The 15,483-nt window shown below is 67.4% G+C and carries 15 protein-coding genes; 9 read left to right on the top strand and 6 right to left on the bottom strand.

The genetic code is table 11. The annotated features are described in order from the left end of the window. Position 1: 1 nt before the first annotated feature. Entirely contained in the window at positions 2 to 1,939 is a 1,938-nt protein-coding gene (mnmG, locus tag ACXMDM_RS01545) for a tRNA uridine-5-carboxymethylaminomethyl(34) synthesis enzyme MnmG (protein ID WP_499569940.1), read from the top strand. Between the two features lie 40 nt (positions 1,940 to 1,979). Continuing rightward, positions 1,980 to 2,618: a chorismate lyase gene (locus ACXMDM_RS01550; protein WP_259722780.1), complete on the top strand. Its 639-nt coding sequence runs from the start codon at positions 1,980 to 1,982 to the stop codon at positions 2,616 to 2,618. On the opposite strand, the gene ACXMDM_RS01555 is transcribed toward ACXMDM_RS01550, so the two are convergent. From ACXMDM_RS01555 to ACXMDM_RS01565, 3 genes are all read right to left on the bottom strand, one after another. After that, entirely contained in the window at positions 2,615 to 3,142 is a 528-nt protein-coding gene (locus ACXMDM_RS01555; protein ID WP_071800323.1) for a DUF1269 domain-containing protein, read from the bottom strand. The two genes, ACXMDM_RS01550 and ACXMDM_RS01555, sit on opposite strands and share 4 nt — an antisense overlap. A gap of 147 nt (positions 3,143 to 3,289) precedes the next feature. After that, on the bottom strand, positions 3,290 to 3,655 hold the full coding sequence (locus ACXMDM_RS01560) for a hypothetical protein (RefSeq protein ID WP_499569943.1): 366 nt from the start codon (positions 3,653 to 3,655) through the stop codon (positions 3,290 to 3,292). 264 nt (positions 3,656 to 3,919) lie between these two features. Beyond that, entirely contained in the window at positions 3,920 to 4,459 is a 540-nt protein-coding gene (locus tag ACXMDM_RS01565; RefSeq protein WP_071801987.1) for a SprT family zinc-dependent metalloprotease, read from the bottom strand. Between the two features lie 85 nt (positions 4,460 to 4,544). Between ACXMDM_RS01565 and ACXMDM_RS01570 the strand changes: the two genes are divergently transcribed. The 3 genes from ACXMDM_RS01570 to ACXMDM_RS01580 are packed head-to-tail and all read left to right on the top strand — an operon-like array spanning position 4,545 to position 7,292. Then, positions 4,545 to 4,967: a hypothetical protein gene (locus ACXMDM_RS01570; RefSeq protein ID WP_071800324.1), complete on the top strand. Its 423-nt coding sequence runs from the start codon at positions 4,545 to 4,547 to the stop codon at positions 4,965 to 4,967. A gap of 31 nt (positions 4,968 to 4,998) precedes the next feature. Then, entirely contained in the window at positions 4,999 to 7,077 is a 2,079-nt protein-coding gene (ligA, locus tag ACXMDM_RS01575) for an NAD-dependent DNA ligase LigA (protein ID WP_071800325.1), read from the top strand. Positions 7,078 to 7,112: 35 nt separating this feature from the next. After that, complete coding sequence (locus ACXMDM_RS01580; protein ID WP_259722782.1) at positions 7,113 to 7,292, top strand: hypothetical protein; 180 nt, start codon at positions 7,113 to 7,115, stop codon at positions 7,290 to 7,292. A 9-nt stretch (positions 7,293 to 7,301) separates the two neighbouring features. Here ACXMDM_RS01580 and ACXMDM_RS01585 read toward each other — a convergent pair whose 3' ends face one another. Then, positions 7,302 to 7,916, bottom strand: coding sequence for a TVP38/TMEM64 family protein (locus tag ACXMDM_RS01585; RefSeq protein ID WP_259722783.1), 615 nt, complete (start codon positions 7,914 to 7,916; stop codon positions 7,302 to 7,304). A gap of 244 nt (positions 7,917 to 8,160) precedes the next feature. Then, positions 8,161 to 8,862 carry a class I SAM-dependent methyltransferase gene (locus ACXMDM_RS01590; RefSeq protein WP_259722784.1) on the bottom strand — a complete coding sequence of 234 codons (702 nt, stop codon included), beginning with the start codon at positions 8,860 to 8,862 and terminating at the stop codon, positions 8,161 to 8,163. Between the two features lie 187 nt (positions 8,863 to 9,049). On the opposite strand from ACXMDM_RS01590, the gene ACXMDM_RS01595 reads away from it, so the two are divergent. The 4 genes from ACXMDM_RS01595 to ACXMDM_RS01610 all read left to right on the top strand — a co-directional run bounded on the left by ACXMDM_RS01595 (position 9,050) and on the right by ACXMDM_RS01610 (position 12,625). After that, positions 9,050 to 9,535 carry a hypothetical protein gene (locus ACXMDM_RS01595; protein ID WP_259722785.1) on the top strand — a complete coding sequence of 162 codons (486 nt, stop codon included), beginning with the start codon at positions 9,050 to 9,052 and terminating at the stop codon, positions 9,533 to 9,535. 88 nt (positions 9,536 to 9,623) lie between these two features. Then, the gene (locus ACXMDM_RS01600; RefSeq protein WP_499569947.1) at positions 9,624 to 10,949 is read left to right on the top strand and encodes a Fic family protein; all 1,326 of its coding nucleotides are present in this window, start codon (positions 9,624 to 9,626) and stop codon (positions 10,947 to 10,949) included. A 90-nt stretch (positions 10,950 to 11,039) separates the two neighbouring features. Beyond that, the gene (locus ACXMDM_RS01605) at positions 11,040 to 11,294 is read left to right on the top strand and encodes a helix-turn-helix domain-containing protein (protein WP_259722787.1); all 255 of its coding nucleotides are present in this window, start codon (positions 11,040 to 11,042) and stop codon (positions 11,292 to 11,294) included. After that, positions 11,294 to 12,625 carry a type II toxin-antitoxin system HipA family toxin gene (locus ACXMDM_RS01610; protein WP_259722788.1) on the top strand — a complete coding sequence of 444 codons (1,332 nt, stop codon included), beginning with the start codon at positions 11,294 to 11,296 and terminating at the stop codon, positions 12,623 to 12,625. The genes ACXMDM_RS01605 and ACXMDM_RS01610 overlap by 1 nt, the downstream gene beginning before the upstream one ends. Positions 12,626 to 12,695: 70 nt before the next feature. Here the strand turns inward: ACXMDM_RS01610 and ACXMDM_RS01615 are convergent, their stop codons facing one another. Next, the gene (locus ACXMDM_RS01615) at positions 12,696 to 15,476 is read right to left on the bottom strand and encodes a valine--tRNA ligase (protein WP_259722789.1); all 2,781 of its coding nucleotides are present in this window, start codon (positions 15,474 to 15,476) and stop codon (positions 12,696 to 12,698) included. Between the last annotated feature and the right edge of the window lie 7 nt (positions 15,477 to 15,483).

The raw sequence follows: 15,483 nt of genomic DNA on the forward strand, positions 1-15,483 counted from the left end.
GATGGCCTTCAGCGTCGAGCCCACCGAAACCTTTGAGCTGATCGTGGTCGGCGGCGGCCATGCCGGCTGCGAGGCGGCGATCACGGCGGCGCGGCTGGGGATCTCCACGGCCCTGTTCAGCCTCAACATCGATCGGATCGCCTGGCAGCCCTGCAACCCGGCGGTGGGCGGGCCAGCCAAGAGCCAGCTGGTGCACGAGGTGGATGCCCTCGGCGGCGTGATCGGCCGCCTCGCCGATGCCACGGCCCTGCAGAAGCGCGTGCTCAACGCCAGCCGCGGCCCGGCGGTGTGGGCCCTGCGCGCCCAGACCGACAAGCGCCAGTACGCCCGCCAGATGCGGCAGCTGCTGCAGCACACCCCCAACCCGCAGCCGCGCGAGGCGATGGTGACCGGCCTTGAGGTGGTGCTGGAGGGCAACGACCCCAACCAGGACGGCAGCGGGACTGTGGGCCGGATCACCGGCGTGCGCACCTATTTCGGCAGCGTCTATGCCGCGCCGGCCGTGATCCTCACCACCGGCACCTTCCTCGGGGGGCAGATCTGGGTGGGCAAGCAATCGATGAGCGCCGGCCGCGCTGGCGAGCAGGCCGCCGAAGGCCTCACCGAAGCACTGCAGGCCCTCGGGTTCCGCACCGGCCGCCTCAAAACCGGCACCCCCGCCCGGGTCGACCGCCGCAGCGTGGCCTTGGATCAGCTCGAAGAGCAGCCCAGCGACGCTGAGGGCCGCTACTTCTCCTTTGATCCGGCGGCCTGGGTGAGCGCTGAGCCGATGAGCTGTCACCTCACCCGCACCACCGCCGCCACCCACCAGCTGATCCGCGACAACCTCCATCTCACGCCCGTCTACGGCGGCTCGATCGACAGCAAAGGCCCCCGCTACTGCCCCTCGATCGAAGACAAGATCGTGCGCTTCGCCGATAAGGAAAGCCACCAGATCTTTCTGGAGCCAGAAGGCCGCGACACCCCCGAGCTCTATGTGCAGGGGTTCTCCACCGGCCTGCCAGAGCGGCTGCAGCTGGAGCTGCTGCGCACCCTGCCGGGGCTGGAGCGCTGCATCATGTTGCGGGCCGCCTACGCCGTCGACTACGACTACCTGCCCGCCACCCAGTGCCTGCCATCGCTGCAGACCAAACGGGTGGCCGGGCTGTTCACGGCCGGGCAACTCAATGGCACCACCGGCTACGAGGAGGCCGCCGCCCAGGGCCTGGTGGCCGGCCTCAACGCCGCCCGGCTGATTCGCCAGCAGCCGCCGGTGCATTTCCCCCGTGAGGGCAGCTACATCGGCACCTTGATCGACGATCTGGTCACGAAAGATCTGCGCGAGCCCTACCGGGTGCTCACCAGCCGCAGCGAGTACCGCCTGGTGCTGCGCTGCGACAACGCCGACCGGCGGCTGACGCCCCTGGGCCGCGAGCTGGGCCTGATCGATGATCGCCGCTGGCAGATCTTCGATCGCAAGCAGGCCCAGATCGTTGCCGAGCAGCAGCGCCTGGCCACGGTGCGGCTGAAGGTGAGTGATCCGGTGGCCCCGGCGGTGGAAGCGGAAACGGGGGCGCCGATCAAGGGATCGATCACCCTGGCCGACCTGCTGCGCCGCTCCGGCTTCCACAGCGCCGATCTGGTCCGCCATGGCCTGGCCGATCCCGCCCTGCCGCTCGATGTGCGCGAAGCCGCCGAGATCGACACCAAATACAGCGGCTACCTGGCCCGCCAGCAACAACAGATCGACCAGGTCAGCAAGCAACAGCAGCGCCCCATCCCCGCTGGCACCGATTTCCACGCCATCACCACCCTCTCGCGCGAGGCGCGCGAAAAACTCACGGCCGTGGGGCCGTTCAGCCTCGGCCAGGCCGCCCGCATCCCCGGAGTCAGCCCGGCGGACGTCACCGCCCTGCTGCTCTGGCTCGAACTGCAGCGACGCAAGGCCCTTGTTACCTGAGCCAACGAAATTCCATAGGCTGAAGCTCCCGCAAGCTGCCATGACGGGAACCGTTTCCCCCAGCACTGCTGACAGCCCAACCCCCAGCCCGGCTGAGCTCGGCTTGCCGTTTCTCTCGCCGCAGCCCCTCTGGCAGTGCTCCGTCGCGGCCCTGGCTGAGACCAGGACCACGGCCGAACTCAGCGGTCCCTGGCGCTTGCTGCTGCTCGGAGATGGCAGCCCCACCCGGCACCTGGAGCTGCTCACCGGCGCCCCGGTGGAGGTGGAGCTGATCGCGATGGCGCCGGATCCAGCCGGGGATGGCCGGGTGCCGGCAGAAGTCGGAGAACTGAGTCCTCCCTTGTTGCGACGGCAGGTCTGGCTGCGCTGCGGCGGCCAGGCCCTGGCCTGGGCCGAGAGCTGGTGGAACCAGACGGAAGCCGAACAAAGTCTTCGCGACCGGCAGCTGCCGATCTGGCGCAGCCTCAGCGCCGATCGGGCTGAGCTGTTCCGCGAAGTGGATGGGCTGGCACGGGTGCAGGCGAGCTGGCTGCAGCAGGGGTTCGCCGAGGAAGGCCCCTACTGGAGCCGCCACTACCGCTTCTTCCGTGACGGCAGGGAACTCACCGTGATCCGGGAGGTGTTCTCCCCGGCCCTCGAGCGCTGGCTTGGCCCCAGCAGCTCGAACAACATCTCTTAGGCCGAACCCAGGCGCAGGGCCTCGGCCTGTTGACGGCTCTTTTCGAGCAGCTCGCGCAGGCTGTCCTCGTCGGTGTGGCTGAGGCTGGTGCGCAGCAGCTTGGCGTGGGGAGCGAAGCGGCGCAGGCGCTCGATCACCCGATCAGGGGTGGCGTCACGCACCAGCAGGCAAAGGGCGGCATTGCCCTTCGGCAGGGTTTCGCCCACCTCGCGCAGAAAGCCATCGTTGATGCCCAGATCACTGAGCGCGCCGGAAGCGGCGCCCACGCCGGCACCGACAGCGGCCCCGAGCAGGGGATTCAGGAAGAGCAGGCCAACCAGTGACCCCCAGAAGCCCCCACCAAGGGCTCCAGCGGCAGTGAGGTTGACGGCCTGACGCAGCTGCACATGGCCCTGCTCGTCATGCTCGACGACCACCGCATCTTCCAGGGAAATCAGATGTTCCTGCTGGATGTTGACCAATTCACGGCGAACCTTATCGGCCTCATCAACCGAGGGGAAACCCACCACAATCAGGTTGCTCATCAGGCTTGCTCCCAGACATCACGACTGAATTCCAACCTAGGGGCAGCACCGACCCGGCGATCAGGGGCGGCGGCGGCTGGAGCGGGGCAGTGGCCTGGGCGAAGCCGACGCCGGCGGCAGCAGGGGGCCGCCCGGCGCGAGATGGCATCAAGCAAACGGCGCTGCTGAGGGGCGGCTAGGGGCGTGGTAACTGGGGGGAGCGGCCGCTTGATCGGTCTCGATTCGATCGTTGAATGGAGCTGGTGGCGTCCAGGGGTCCCGGCCTGGTGGCGACCGGCGTTCTTCCGGGATCGATTGCTGCCACGACTCCGGGGAGCGCTCGGACCAGTCGTCTTCCCCCTCCATGAACGCGTCGAGCTGGTTTTCCATCCAGCGCCCGACCCCTTTAAAACTGGGTAGGTCACTGGGTCGCTCAGCGGATCGCTCACTGCCGCGCTCGCCACCGCGGGCCTGGCTCCGGGAGCCCGGCCGTGCTCCGGCCACCCCATCCACCAACTGCCGCCCGGCAGTCATCCATTGATCGAGGGTGGATCCCGCTGATCGGCGCTTACCCCGACGGGCTGGATCACCAGAACCGTTCATCGCGCTGCCCTGACCTGCTCGAACGAAGCTGTTGGGCCAAGGTTAGCGGCTGTGGCGCAGTGCCCTGCGCTGCTTCAGCCAACGCTCCCGGCCGAGCCCCAGCAGGGCAATCGAAACACCGCCGACTTGCAGCACCCAAAGGAAAAGGTCCAAACGGGCGGAGAGCAGAAGGGCGAACCTTAAGGGGCGGTGTTCTCAGACACCGGCTTCGAAGATCAGCTGGCAGCTGGCGTTCCAGCGACCGCCGTGCAGGCGGTCACAGCAGAGGCGGCAGGCCACGCCCCGCACGCGGCGCTGGTAGGGAGCCGTGACACCGCAGCACGGACAGCGCGCCAGCCAGCGCACAGCCTGGAGTGGCAGGGGGTAGTGGTGACGCAGGCTCACCTCGAAGTCGCTCTGCGCCTGGTTGATCTCCGCCATGCGGGCCCGGAAGCAGGGACCATGCACCTCGCGCACCCCCAGGACCCGGTCGATCCAGGCATGGATCATCTCGTGGCAGAGCGTGCCGAGCATGGCCGTCTGCGGCAGGGGCTCCAGCAGGGGCCGCGAAAGCACGATCTCGCAGAGATCGCTGCCATCGGCGCGGCGACCGCGGCGGTAGAGGCCGGCGGTGCGGCGCATGCGGCCGTCACTCCAGCGCAGGTCCACCAAACGGCCTCCTGCCGGGGCCAGGGCACCGCCGAAGTGTTCCCGATCAAGGCGATGAAAAAGGGGAAGCAGGGGTGCAAGGGGCATGCCGCTTCGGCTTCGGGCCTTGGTGGCCCCCAGTCTGGCGGGGTCGTCGGTCAGACTCTGGGGCCAGAACGCAGCGGCACACACGATGGATTGGGGTCTGGCTCAGACGATCGGCACGAAGCTGCTGTTGGGTGGCGCCAGCGCCCTGCTCATCTACTGGACGTTCACGGCGGTGAAGCTGGTGCTCAGCGCCCGCGGCATCAACCCGCTGCTCAAGCAGTTCTTCACCCAGGTGGCCTCCGGTCAGATCGATGGCGCCTATCTACTCACCACCAAGAACTACCGCTCCCACGTGAACCGGCAGCAGTTCATCCGCTTCCTGGCCGGGCTGCAACTCAACAAGTACCGCAACCTCAAATCCGGCCGGCCCCGGCTGCAGGACAGTCAGATCATCCTCACGGTCAAGCTGAAGTCGGAAGCCAAAGAAGAGCTGCCCCTGGATTTCACCTTTGTGAAGGTGGAGAAAGCCTGGCGGGTGGAGCGAATCAGCCGGCTGGCAGCGGCCTGAGCCGAAGACGTCCGACGTCCTGCCACGGCCGATGCCCGATCCATCCCCCCAGCACAGGGCCGAGGAACTGCACCGGCTGCTGCAACGCGCCGCCCACGCGTACTACGTGCTCGATGCTCCGGAACTTGAAGACGCGGTTTACGACCGGCTGTATCGGGAGCTGCAGGAGATTGAGGCGCTAAGCCCCGAGCTGGTGCGTGCCGACAGCCCCACCCAGCGGGTGGGCGGCCCGCCGGCCGACGGCTTCTTGGCCGTGCGTCACCGCATCAGCCTGCTCAGCCTGGAGAACGCCTTCTCAAGCGAAGAGCTGCAGGCCTGGTACGGGCGGCTGCTGAAGGTGCTCGATCGGCCCGCTCCCCTCGGGGAAGCCGCCGCAGCGCTGCCGATGGTGTGCGAACTTAAGATCGACGGCAACGCCCTGGCCCTGAGCTACGAGCGTGGCGTGCTGGTGCGGGCCGCCAGCCGCGGCGACGGCGAATCCGGCGAGGAGATCACCGCCAATGTGCGCACAATCCAGAGCGTGCCCCTGCGCCTGCTGCTGGACGATCCGCCGGAGTGGCTGGAGGTGCGCGGCGAAGCCCTGATCCCCGATAGCACCTTCGCGGCCATCAACGCCGAGCGCGCCAGCCGCGAGGAGCCGCTGTTTGCCAACCCGCGCAATGCCTGCGCCGGCACCCTGCGTCAGCTCGATCCGGCCGTGGTGGCGGCACGGCGACTGGAGTTCTTTGCCTACACCCTGCACCTGCCGGGCGACTGGCAGCCTGCGGCCGGCGAGCCCTCCCGGCCCCGCAGCCAGTGGGAGTGCCTGAGCTGGCTGGCGGCCGCCGGCTTCCGGGTCAACCCCAACGCCGCGCTCTGCCCCGATCTGGCGTCGGTGGAGGCCTTCTTCGCGGCATGGGAACAGCAGCGGCATCAGCTCGCCTACGCCACCGATGGCGTGGTGGTGAAGCTCGATGACCTGCGCCTGCAGGCCGATGCCGGCTTCACCCAGAAGGCGCCGCGCTGGGCGATCGCCCTGAAGTACCCCGCCGAGGAGGCCCCCAGCCAGCTGCTTCATCTGGTGGCCCAGGTGGGCCGCACCGGCGTGATCACGCCGGTGGCTGAATTCGAGCCGGTGACTCTGGCCGGCACCAGCGTGAGCCGGGCCACATTGCACAACGCCGATCGCCTGGTCGAACTGGATCTCCATGACGGCGACACGGTGGTGGTGCGCAAGGCCGGCGAGATCATCCCCGAGGTGGTGCGCGTGCTGAGCGAGCTGCGCGCGCCAGGCGCCAGGCGCCTGCAGCTGCCCTCCACCTGCCCGGAGTGCGGCTCGACCCTGGTGCGCGAGGAGGGCGAGGCCGCCACCCGCTGCGTGAACAGCAGCTGCCCGGCGATCCTGCGCGGCGCCCTGCGCCACTGGGTGAGCAAGGCGGCCCTGGATGTGGATGGCCTCGGCGGCAAGCTGATCGAGCAGCTGGTGGACCAGGGTCTGGTGACCTCGATCGCCGCTCTCTACCGCCTCGATGCCGCCCTGCTCGCCAGCCTGGAGCGGATGGGCGAGACCTCAGCCTTGAAGCTGGCGGCGGCCCTTGAAGCCTCCAAGCAACAGCCTTGGCACCGTCAGCTTTATGGCCTTGGCATCCACCACGTGGGAGCGGTGAACGCCAAAGCTCTGGCGCGGCAGTTTGCCTCCGCCGAGGCCTTGGGCACCGCCGCGGCTGAGCAACCAGAAGCGATCACCGCCGTCTTCGGCATCGGCGCTGAAATCGCCGAATCCCTGCGCCAATGGTTCGCCACCGCCGCCAACCTCGCCCTGCTGGCGGAGCTGGAGGCTGAGGGGATCCCCCTGGCGGCAGCCCTAGGCGATGGGGCTGCTGGGGAAGCCGCCAACCGCTTGAGCGGCCAGACCTTCGTGCTCACTGGCACCCTGCCCAGCCTCAGCCGCAGCCAGGCCCAGGAGTTGATCGAGGCGGCGGGGGGAAAGGTGAGCAGCTCGGTGAGTAAAAGAACGAGCTACGTGGTGGCTGGCGCCGAAGCCGGCAGCAAGCTCAGCAAGGCCGAAGCCCTGGGCGTGGCCGTGCTCGATGAGGCCGGCCTGCGGGAGCTGCTGGAGGAATTGAGCTGAGACAGCCCAAGGCCGGATTGCGCCAGAGTGGCGACATGAACCCTGCACCCAGCCAACCCGCCGTCTACCGCTGGATCAAGACGGACTGCGGTCGAGCGCAATACATGGAACTGGCCAGCCGTCGCGGCCTACCCGCGAAAGTCCGCCTGGGCTGGTTCGTGCTGATCGCAGCGATCCGCGACTGGCCGCTGAAGCCGGCTGAGCCAGGCGCCTGAAAGTTGCCTTCAGCTCGGATCCAGCCGCTCCAGGGCCCGCCGCGCCGCCCGGCTCGCCAGCGAGATCGAGCCCACCGTGGCGATCAACCCCAGGATGCGCAGCACCCAGGTGCCGGCATCCGCCTCGCCGTGGAGCACCTCCCCGAAGCGGGCCACATCGCCGGCGAGCTCGCCAAGGGCACAGAACAACACCGTGCCCGGCAGGATCGCGATCAACCCGATCAGGTAGTCGCGCAGGCTCACCTCGCTGAGGCCATAGACGAGGTTGAGCAGACTGAAGGGAAACGCCGGTGAGAGGCGGGTGAGCAGCACCAACTTGAGGCCCTCCTGGCTCACGGCCCGCTCGATCGCCAGCAGCTTCGGAAAGGCCTGCAGCCGCTGGCGGGTCCAGTCGCGCAACCAGTGCCTGCCCAGCAGGAAGGCGGCGATCGCCCCCAACGAGGCACCCACGAACACGATCAGGCTGCCCCAGACGGTGCCGTAGAGCGCACCGGCCAGCATCGAAGCCCAGACCCCCGGCAGCAGCAACGTGACCCAAATGGCATAGAGCGGCACGAAAGCCACCGCCCCGGCGGGGGAGCGCAGGGCCGGCAGCAGCTGCTCCAGCCAGGGGGAGAGGTCCACTACCCAGACGGCGCGACAACCCCAACACTGGCAGCCGCAACCAGGCCAGTGACGCCTCCCTACAGTCCACTGCTAGAGAGCACCTGGCTCTGCTGGCAGTGGAAGCCCCCACGTCGATCAAGGAGAACAGCTTCTACGCTACGAGTCTGCGCACCACCTCAAAAGCGTTGCTGCAGCACGCGCGAGACCCTTGGCCATACCGCTGCCATGGGAGATCGGCCAGGGCTGACCGGCTCGCGTACGGTCAACGATGCAGTTCAAGCACCTCGGTCTGGCCGTCATGCCCCTGGTCGTAGGGGGTTGAGGCGAACCGGCCGCTCCAGCGGGGGGGAAGTTCGGCCAGAAGTGACTCAGCGAAGGGGTGCCGGCGGGCCTGACGTTCGATCGTGTGGGCGGGATAGAGGCGCACCGCCCTGCGGCTCACGCGCAACAGCTCAGCCAGCGCGCGGTGGTGCCAGGCCAGATCCAGCCCCTCTGCGGGCATCAGGCCGCCATCTGCCATCGACGCATAGCTGAACAGCAGGTGTCCGCTGAGCACCAGATCAAACTGTTGATCTGCAAAGGGCAACGCCGGCAGGCTGGCGGCGATGTAGCGATCCGGATTGGCACGGCGATCGGCCAGGAACACGTCGAGGGCAGCGAGGTGTTCCTGGCGGCAGGCGGCCAGATCAAAGCCCGGACGGATCGCTGGATCACCCGCGAGTTGGCCCATGGCGCGATCGAGGTCAGCCAGAGCCCGCTGCTTCAAGCTGTCCTCCGCCAACGCGTAGAGCGGATCCACGGCGGTCACATCGAATCCATCTGCCCGCAGCACAGCGGAAAGGGAGCCAGGGCCACCGGGACAGTCGAGCACCCGGGCGCCACGCCACTGCTGCGGATCGAGATTGAACATCGACAGGGCCTGTTTGCCAAGACGGCCGTAGAACACCACCTGGGCGAATTCCATGGCAGCCGCCTCTGGCGATGTGAACGATCAGTCTTGCTGTTCAACGCTGTCTGAGATCCGGTTCGCGCAGATCGACGACACCTGATCGCCCATGGGGCCGACAACAGATGCGGCTGATGGGCTTGGCGCATCTACGCGTGGCGATGCCGGCCTACGGTGCCAGCGGCGACATCGAGACAGGATCGTCATGGCATGCCCTGCCAGGCCAGCCAGCGCGGAAGAGCAGCTGGTCGAGAAGCTGCGCCGAATCGAGGCCCTGTTCGCCCGGGCCGGCAGCGATGGCGAGAAGGTGGCGGCCCAGCGGGCGCGGCAACGCATCCAGGCCCGCCTCAAGGAAATCGCGGCCGAGGAGCCGCCGATCGAGTTTCGCTTCTCGCTCGCCGACCAATGGTCGAGGCATCTGTTCGTGGCGCTGATGCGGCGCTACGGCATCACGCCCTACCGCTACCGCGGCCAACGGCGCACGACTGTGATGGCACGCCTCAGCCGCACGTTCGTGAACGACACCCTCTGGCCAGAGTTCCAGGAACTGCAGCAGAGCTTGGCCGCCTACTTCGACGCGCTCACCGATCGGGTGATCGAGCAGGCCCTGGACGTGAAGGCCAGCGAGGCAGAGGAGCGCGCCCCGGCGCAACAGTTGCCGCCGGTGGACCATCAGGGGTCGCTGCTGTAGGCCTTCATCGCGCACGGGGAACTGGCGGCGAGGGGAGCGCGCGCCAAACCATCTCCTAATTTGGACAAAGTTAGGAGTTCATTGGGAGTTGCCCATCCGTCTGCCCCACAGGCCTCCGCCCTTGGAGGAGTTGCTCGCCCGCAGCGGCGGGCTGGAGCAAGCCTTGGCATTGCTCAACCGGCTGGCCGCGGCGGCAGTACCAGAGCGCTATCTCCACTGGGACGAGCTGCGCCACCACCAGCCGCCGGAGGGCCTGAACCACGAGCAGTGGTGGCTGGCCGAGAAGCTCTCCCGCAGACCCATCCCCTTACCTCTGCAGGGGAGTGACGGCAAGGCCTTCTGGTTCTGCCAGCCACCCCTGCTGCTCCAGGGCCTCCATGAGATCGATCGGCAGGCCGGCGGCGGCGTAGTGGCCCCAGACGCTGTCACGACACGGTCCACGCGCGATCGCCACCTGCTGAGCTCGCTGATGGAGGAGGCGATCACCTCTTCGCAGATGGAAGGTGCGGCGACAACGCGGGATGTGGCCAAGGCCATGATCCGCAGTGGGCGGGTGCCGCGGGATCGCTCCGAGCGGATGATCCTCAACAACTTCCTGACGATGCAACGCATCCGGGAACTCAAGGATCAGCCGCTCAGTCCGCAGCTGGTGCTGGATCTGCACCGGCTGGTGAGTGAGGGCACCCTGGATGATCCGGCCGATGCCGGACAGCTGCGCCCGCCAGGCAAGGAGGTGGTAGTGGAGGACGCCTACGGCACGGTGTTCCATGTGCCACCAGCGGCTGGCGAGCTGGAGCAGCGGCTGGTGTTGCTCTGCCGTTTCGCCAACGGCGAGATTCCAGCCGTGTTCCTCCACCCGCTGGTGCGTGCCATCACGCTTCACTTCTGGCTGGCCTACGACCACCCCTTCTGTGATGGCAACGGCCGCACGGCTCGGGCGCTCTTCTACTGGGCGATGCTCCATCAGGGCTACCGGCTGTTTGAGTTCATCTCGATCTCCTCGGTGATCAACAAGGCCCGAGGGCAGTACGAACGCTCGTTTCTGTTCAGCGAAAGTGATGACAACGACCTCACCTACTTCCTGCTGGCACAGGTCAAGGTGATCCAGCAAGGGATCAGTAATTTGCATGCCTATCTGGAGCGCAAAGCCGGTGAGGTTGGCGCCTTGCAACTCCGGCTCGAAGGAGTGGACGGGCTGAACCACCGCCAGCTGGCCCTGCTACGCCATGCGCTGCGCCATTGCGGCTTTCGCTACACCGTGCTCTCCCACCAGAGGTGCCATGGGGTGAGCAACCAGACCGCCCGGACGGACCTACAGAAGCTGGCGGCACTCGGCCTACTCCTGCGCAGACAAGAGGGGCGAAGGGACGTCTTCTGCGTGCCGGAGGATCTCGCGGCGCGGCTGCCAAGCTGATCACCCCAGCTCAGAACTACTCGGAAAGCAAATAAAAGCCATTAACTCGGATTCCACTTAAATTGCGTTGATTAGGACTACGAGTAGGCGATGGACCTTAACGAGCAGGTGATCCGCGCACCATCACAGCTAGGCCAGCTGCTGAAGGGCCTCAGGCGCCAGCGGGGCTTGAGCCAGAAGGATCTCGCCCTCAGGGCCGGCGGCATCAGCCAGGCACGCCTGTCGCAGCTGGAGCTCCATCCCGGTCGCCTGACCCTGGAGCGCCTGCTGTTGCTGACGGCCGCTCTGGACCTGGAGCTGGTGATCAGGCCACGCCAAGAACCCTCCGACACCGCGGAGTGGTGATGGGGCGCCCTAGGCACAGCCGCGAACTGGCGGTCTGGATGAACGGGGAGCGGGTCGGCATCTGGGCGCTGCCGAGCAGGGGAGGCCAGGAGTTTCGCTACGCAGAGAGCTGGCTGGGCTCAAGCCAGTTCCGCCCCCTGTCGTTGTCGTTGCCAGCGGGCCTGGGCACCACCGCCCTGCAGGGCGCAGCGGTGGGGAGCTGGTTCGAGAATCTGCTGCCTGATAGCAGCGCGATCCGCCAGCGCGTTCAGCGACGCTTTCAGGCCGCCAGCTCCAGCGCCTTCGATCTGCTGGCCGCGGTGGGCCGTGATTGCGCCGGGGCGGTGCAAGTGCTGCCACTTGATGAAGAACCCAGCGGCCTTGATCGCATCGAGGCGACTCCGCTGTCTGAGCAGGAGATCGGGCAGGTGCTGCGGGGTGTCGTAGCCCCAGCGTTGCCTGGATTCAGTGGCCCTGCAGCAGAGGAGCTGCGGCTCTCCGTGGCTGGGGCGCAAGAAAAGACGGCCCTGCTCCGCCATAACGGCCGCTGGTGCCGGCCGCTCAACAGCACGCCCACCACCCACCTGTTCAAGCTGCCAATGGGAACGGTGGGCAACGGACAGATCGATTTCTCCACCTCTGTGGAGAACGAATGGCTGTGTGGTCGCCTGCTCAGGGCTTACGGCATCGATGTGGCTGCCTCCCAGATCGCCAGCTTCGCAGGCGAGCGCTGCTTGATCGTGGAGCGCTTCGACCGCAGGCTTCATCCCACGGGCAGCCACTGGCTGCGCTTGCCCACCGAAGATTTTTGCCAGGTCACCGGAACCCCGCCAGAGGCGAAATACGAAAATCAAGGTGGGCCTGGCCTGGTGGCGATCAGTGCCTGGCTGGCCCAATCCTCGGCTGCAGGAGATCTGTGCACGTTCTATCGAGCCCAAGTGTTGTTCTGGATGTTGCGCGCCATTGATGGACACGCCAAGAACTTCAGCCTGTTTCTCAACCCTGGCGGGCGCTACCAACTCACCCCGCTCTATGACGTTCTCTCCGCCTGGCCGGTGATCGGCACTGGCACCGGAATGTGGCCCCAGCAGGAGATCAGGATGGCCATGGCCTGGTATGGAAGCAAAAGCCGCACCTACAAGCCGTTACAGATTCAGCGACGCCACCTGATCAGCACAGCCCAGAAGCTGGGGCTGGGGGGAACGGCCGACACCATCGTGGATGCGTTGGTGGAGTCAACGCCAGGGGTGATTGATGCGGTGAGGGCTGAAGTGCCGTCTGGTTGCCCAGAAGAGCTGGCAGAGAGTGTTTTCAGAGGCTTGCAGTCGTCTGCAGATCAGATCAACAAATAGGCGTGAAGTTCAGTCTGTTAGTTATGGCATGAGGGTGGCATAGCAGGACACAGAGTCTGGCTGCAGCAGCTCACCCAAGCCCAGCTAACCGCCCCCGCGCCAGCCCCGCCTGCGCCTCGGCTTCCGCCAGGTTCGCGTGGCACTCGGCCACCACCTCCGGCGGCGCCTTGCTGGCGAAGTTGGGGTTGGCGAGACGGCCGGCCAGGCCCTTAATTTCCTTCTCGGCCTTGGCGATGTCTTTCTCCAGGCGGCCGCGCAGGGCATCGAGATCAACCAGACCCTCGATCGGCAGCAGCACCTGCAGCTCGCCGCTCACGGCCGCCAGGGTGCGCTCGCTCGCAGCCGCGTCGCCCGAGCCAGCCGGCTCGCGCACCTCCACCGACACCGCCCGGGTGAGGGCGGTAATGTCGCCGCTGGCCTGGCGCAGCACTGCCGCCAGCTCCGGACGGCCGGTGATGAACACCACCGGCGCCGGCTGCGACGGCTTGAGGCCAGCCACTGCCCGCAGGTTGCGCACCACCCGGATCGCCTCGATCAACTCCGCAAACGACGCTTCCAAGGAGGCATCAAGCGCGGACTGATCCACAGCCGGCCAGGGCTGCAGGGCCAAGAAGGTGCCCTCAGGCTCGCCGGTGAGGCCATGCCAGAGCTCCTCACTCAGGTGCGGCATCAGCGGGTGCAGCAACACCAACAGTTCGGCGAGCACCTTGGCGAGCACTTGCCGCGCTACGCGCTGATCGGCGAGGGCCTCAGGGCTGAGCGCGGCGCCTTCCGTGGCGGGGCGGGGATAGAGGCGCCGCTTGAGCAGCTCGATCGTCCAGTCGCACACCTCATTCCAGGCGAACTCGTAGAGCCCCTTGGCGGCTTCGCCCAGGGCGTAGCTGCCGTAGCGCTGGGCGGTGTCCTGGTTGACGCGGGCCAGGCGGGAGAGGATCCAGCGGTCGGCGAGGGTGAGGGCGGCCGGATCGGGGGCGCCAAGGGAAGCGGGGGTTTCGCCGCCCAGATTCATCAGCGCGAAGCGGGTGGCGTTCCAGAGCTTGTTGGCGAAGTTGCGCGCGCCCTCCACCGTGGCGGAGCTGCCGCTGGCACGGTCGTAGTCGAGGCGGATGTCCTGGCCGGCGCCGGCCACTTCGCGCACCAGGGCGAAGCGCAGGGCATCGGCGCCATAGCGCTCGATCAGCGGCAGCGGGTCGATGCCGTTGCCCGCCGATTTGCTCATCTTGCGGTTGTTTTCATCGCGCACCAGGCCGTGGATCATCACGTCGGCGAAGGGCATGCGCCCGGTGAAGGCGCCGGCGAGCATCGTCATCCGCGCCACCCAGAAAAAGATGATGTCGAAGCCGGTCACCAGCACGCTGGTGGGATACCAGGTGGCCAGATCGGCGGCGTTCTCATCGGGCCAGCCCAGGGTGGAGAAGGGCCAGAGGCCGCTGGAGAACCAGGTGTCGAGCACGTCCGGGTCCTGCTCCAGCTGCAGCGGCCGGCCAAATTGCGCCTCGGCTTTGGCGCGGGCTTCGGCCGCATCGCGGGCCACCACATAGGGGGTGGCGTCGCTGATCACACCGCCGGTTTCACTCACCACGAACCAGGCGGGGATGCGGTGACCCCACCAGAGCTGGCGGCTGATGCACCAGTCGCGGATGTCGGTGAGCCAGTCGCGGTACACCTTCTGCCAGCGCTCCGGCACGAAGCGTGGCTCGCCCCGATCGAGGGCCTCGCGGCAGCGGGCCGCCAGGGGCTCGGCCTTGGCGAACCATTGGGTGGAGAGCAGCGGCTCCACCGGCACCTTGCCGCGATCCGAAAACGGCACGCTGTGGCGGTGGGGCTCCACCTTCACCAGGAAGCCTTCGGCTTCCATCGCCGCCACCACCGCCGTGCGCGCCTCAAAGCGATCCAGCCCGGCGAAGCGGCCGGCGGCGGCGTTCATGCTGCCGTCCTTGGCCATCACCGTGATCAGCGGCAGGCCGTGGCGGGCGCCGATGGCGAAGTCGTTGGGGTCGTGGGCGGGGGTGACCTTGACGCAGCCGGTGCCGAAGGCGGGATCCACGTGCTCATCGGCCACGATCGGGATCTCGCGGCCCACCAGCGGCAGGGTGATCGTCTGGCCCACTAAGGCTGCATAGCGCGGGTCAGTGGGGTGCACGGCCACGCCGGTGTCACCCAGCAGGGTTTCGGGGCGGGTGGTGGCCACCACCAGGTGATCGAGGCCATCACGGGTGGCCCCACCACTAAGCGGGTAGCGGAAGTGCCAGAGGTGGCCGTCGAGCTCCTTCATCTCCACTTCGAGATCGCTCACCGCCGATCCCGAAGCCGGGCACCAGTTCACCAGGTATTCGCCCCGGTAGATCAGGCCCTGCTCGTGCAGGCGCACAAAGGCCTCCACCACCGCCTTGTTCAGGCCCGGATCGAGGGTGAAGCGCTCGCGCTTCCAGTCCACCGAGTAGCCCAGCCGGCGCAGCTGGCCCACGATCGTGCCGCCGCTTTCGGCCTTCCAGGCCCAGGCGCGCTCCAGGAAGGCGTCGCGGCCGAGGTCGTCTTTGCTGCCGCCTTCCGCCTTGATCTGCTTCTCCAGGATCGACTGCACAGCAATCGAGGCGTGGTCGGTACCGGGCAGGCAGAGCACGTTCTTGCCCTGCAGACGCTGGAAGCGCACGATCGTGTCGATCAGGGCCGTCTCGAAGCCGTGGCCCATGTGCAGGCTGCCGGTCACGTTCGGCGGCGGGATCACCACGCTGAACGGCTCGCCGGGGGCGGTGGGATCCGGGTGGAAGGCGCCGGCGGCTTCCCAGGCCGCCTGCCAGCGGGCTTCGGTGCCGGCCGGGTCGTAGGTCTTGGGCAGGGCCTCGGTCACGGCTGGC

It is taken from the genome of Synechococcus sp. CS-603 (assembly GCF_977929215.1).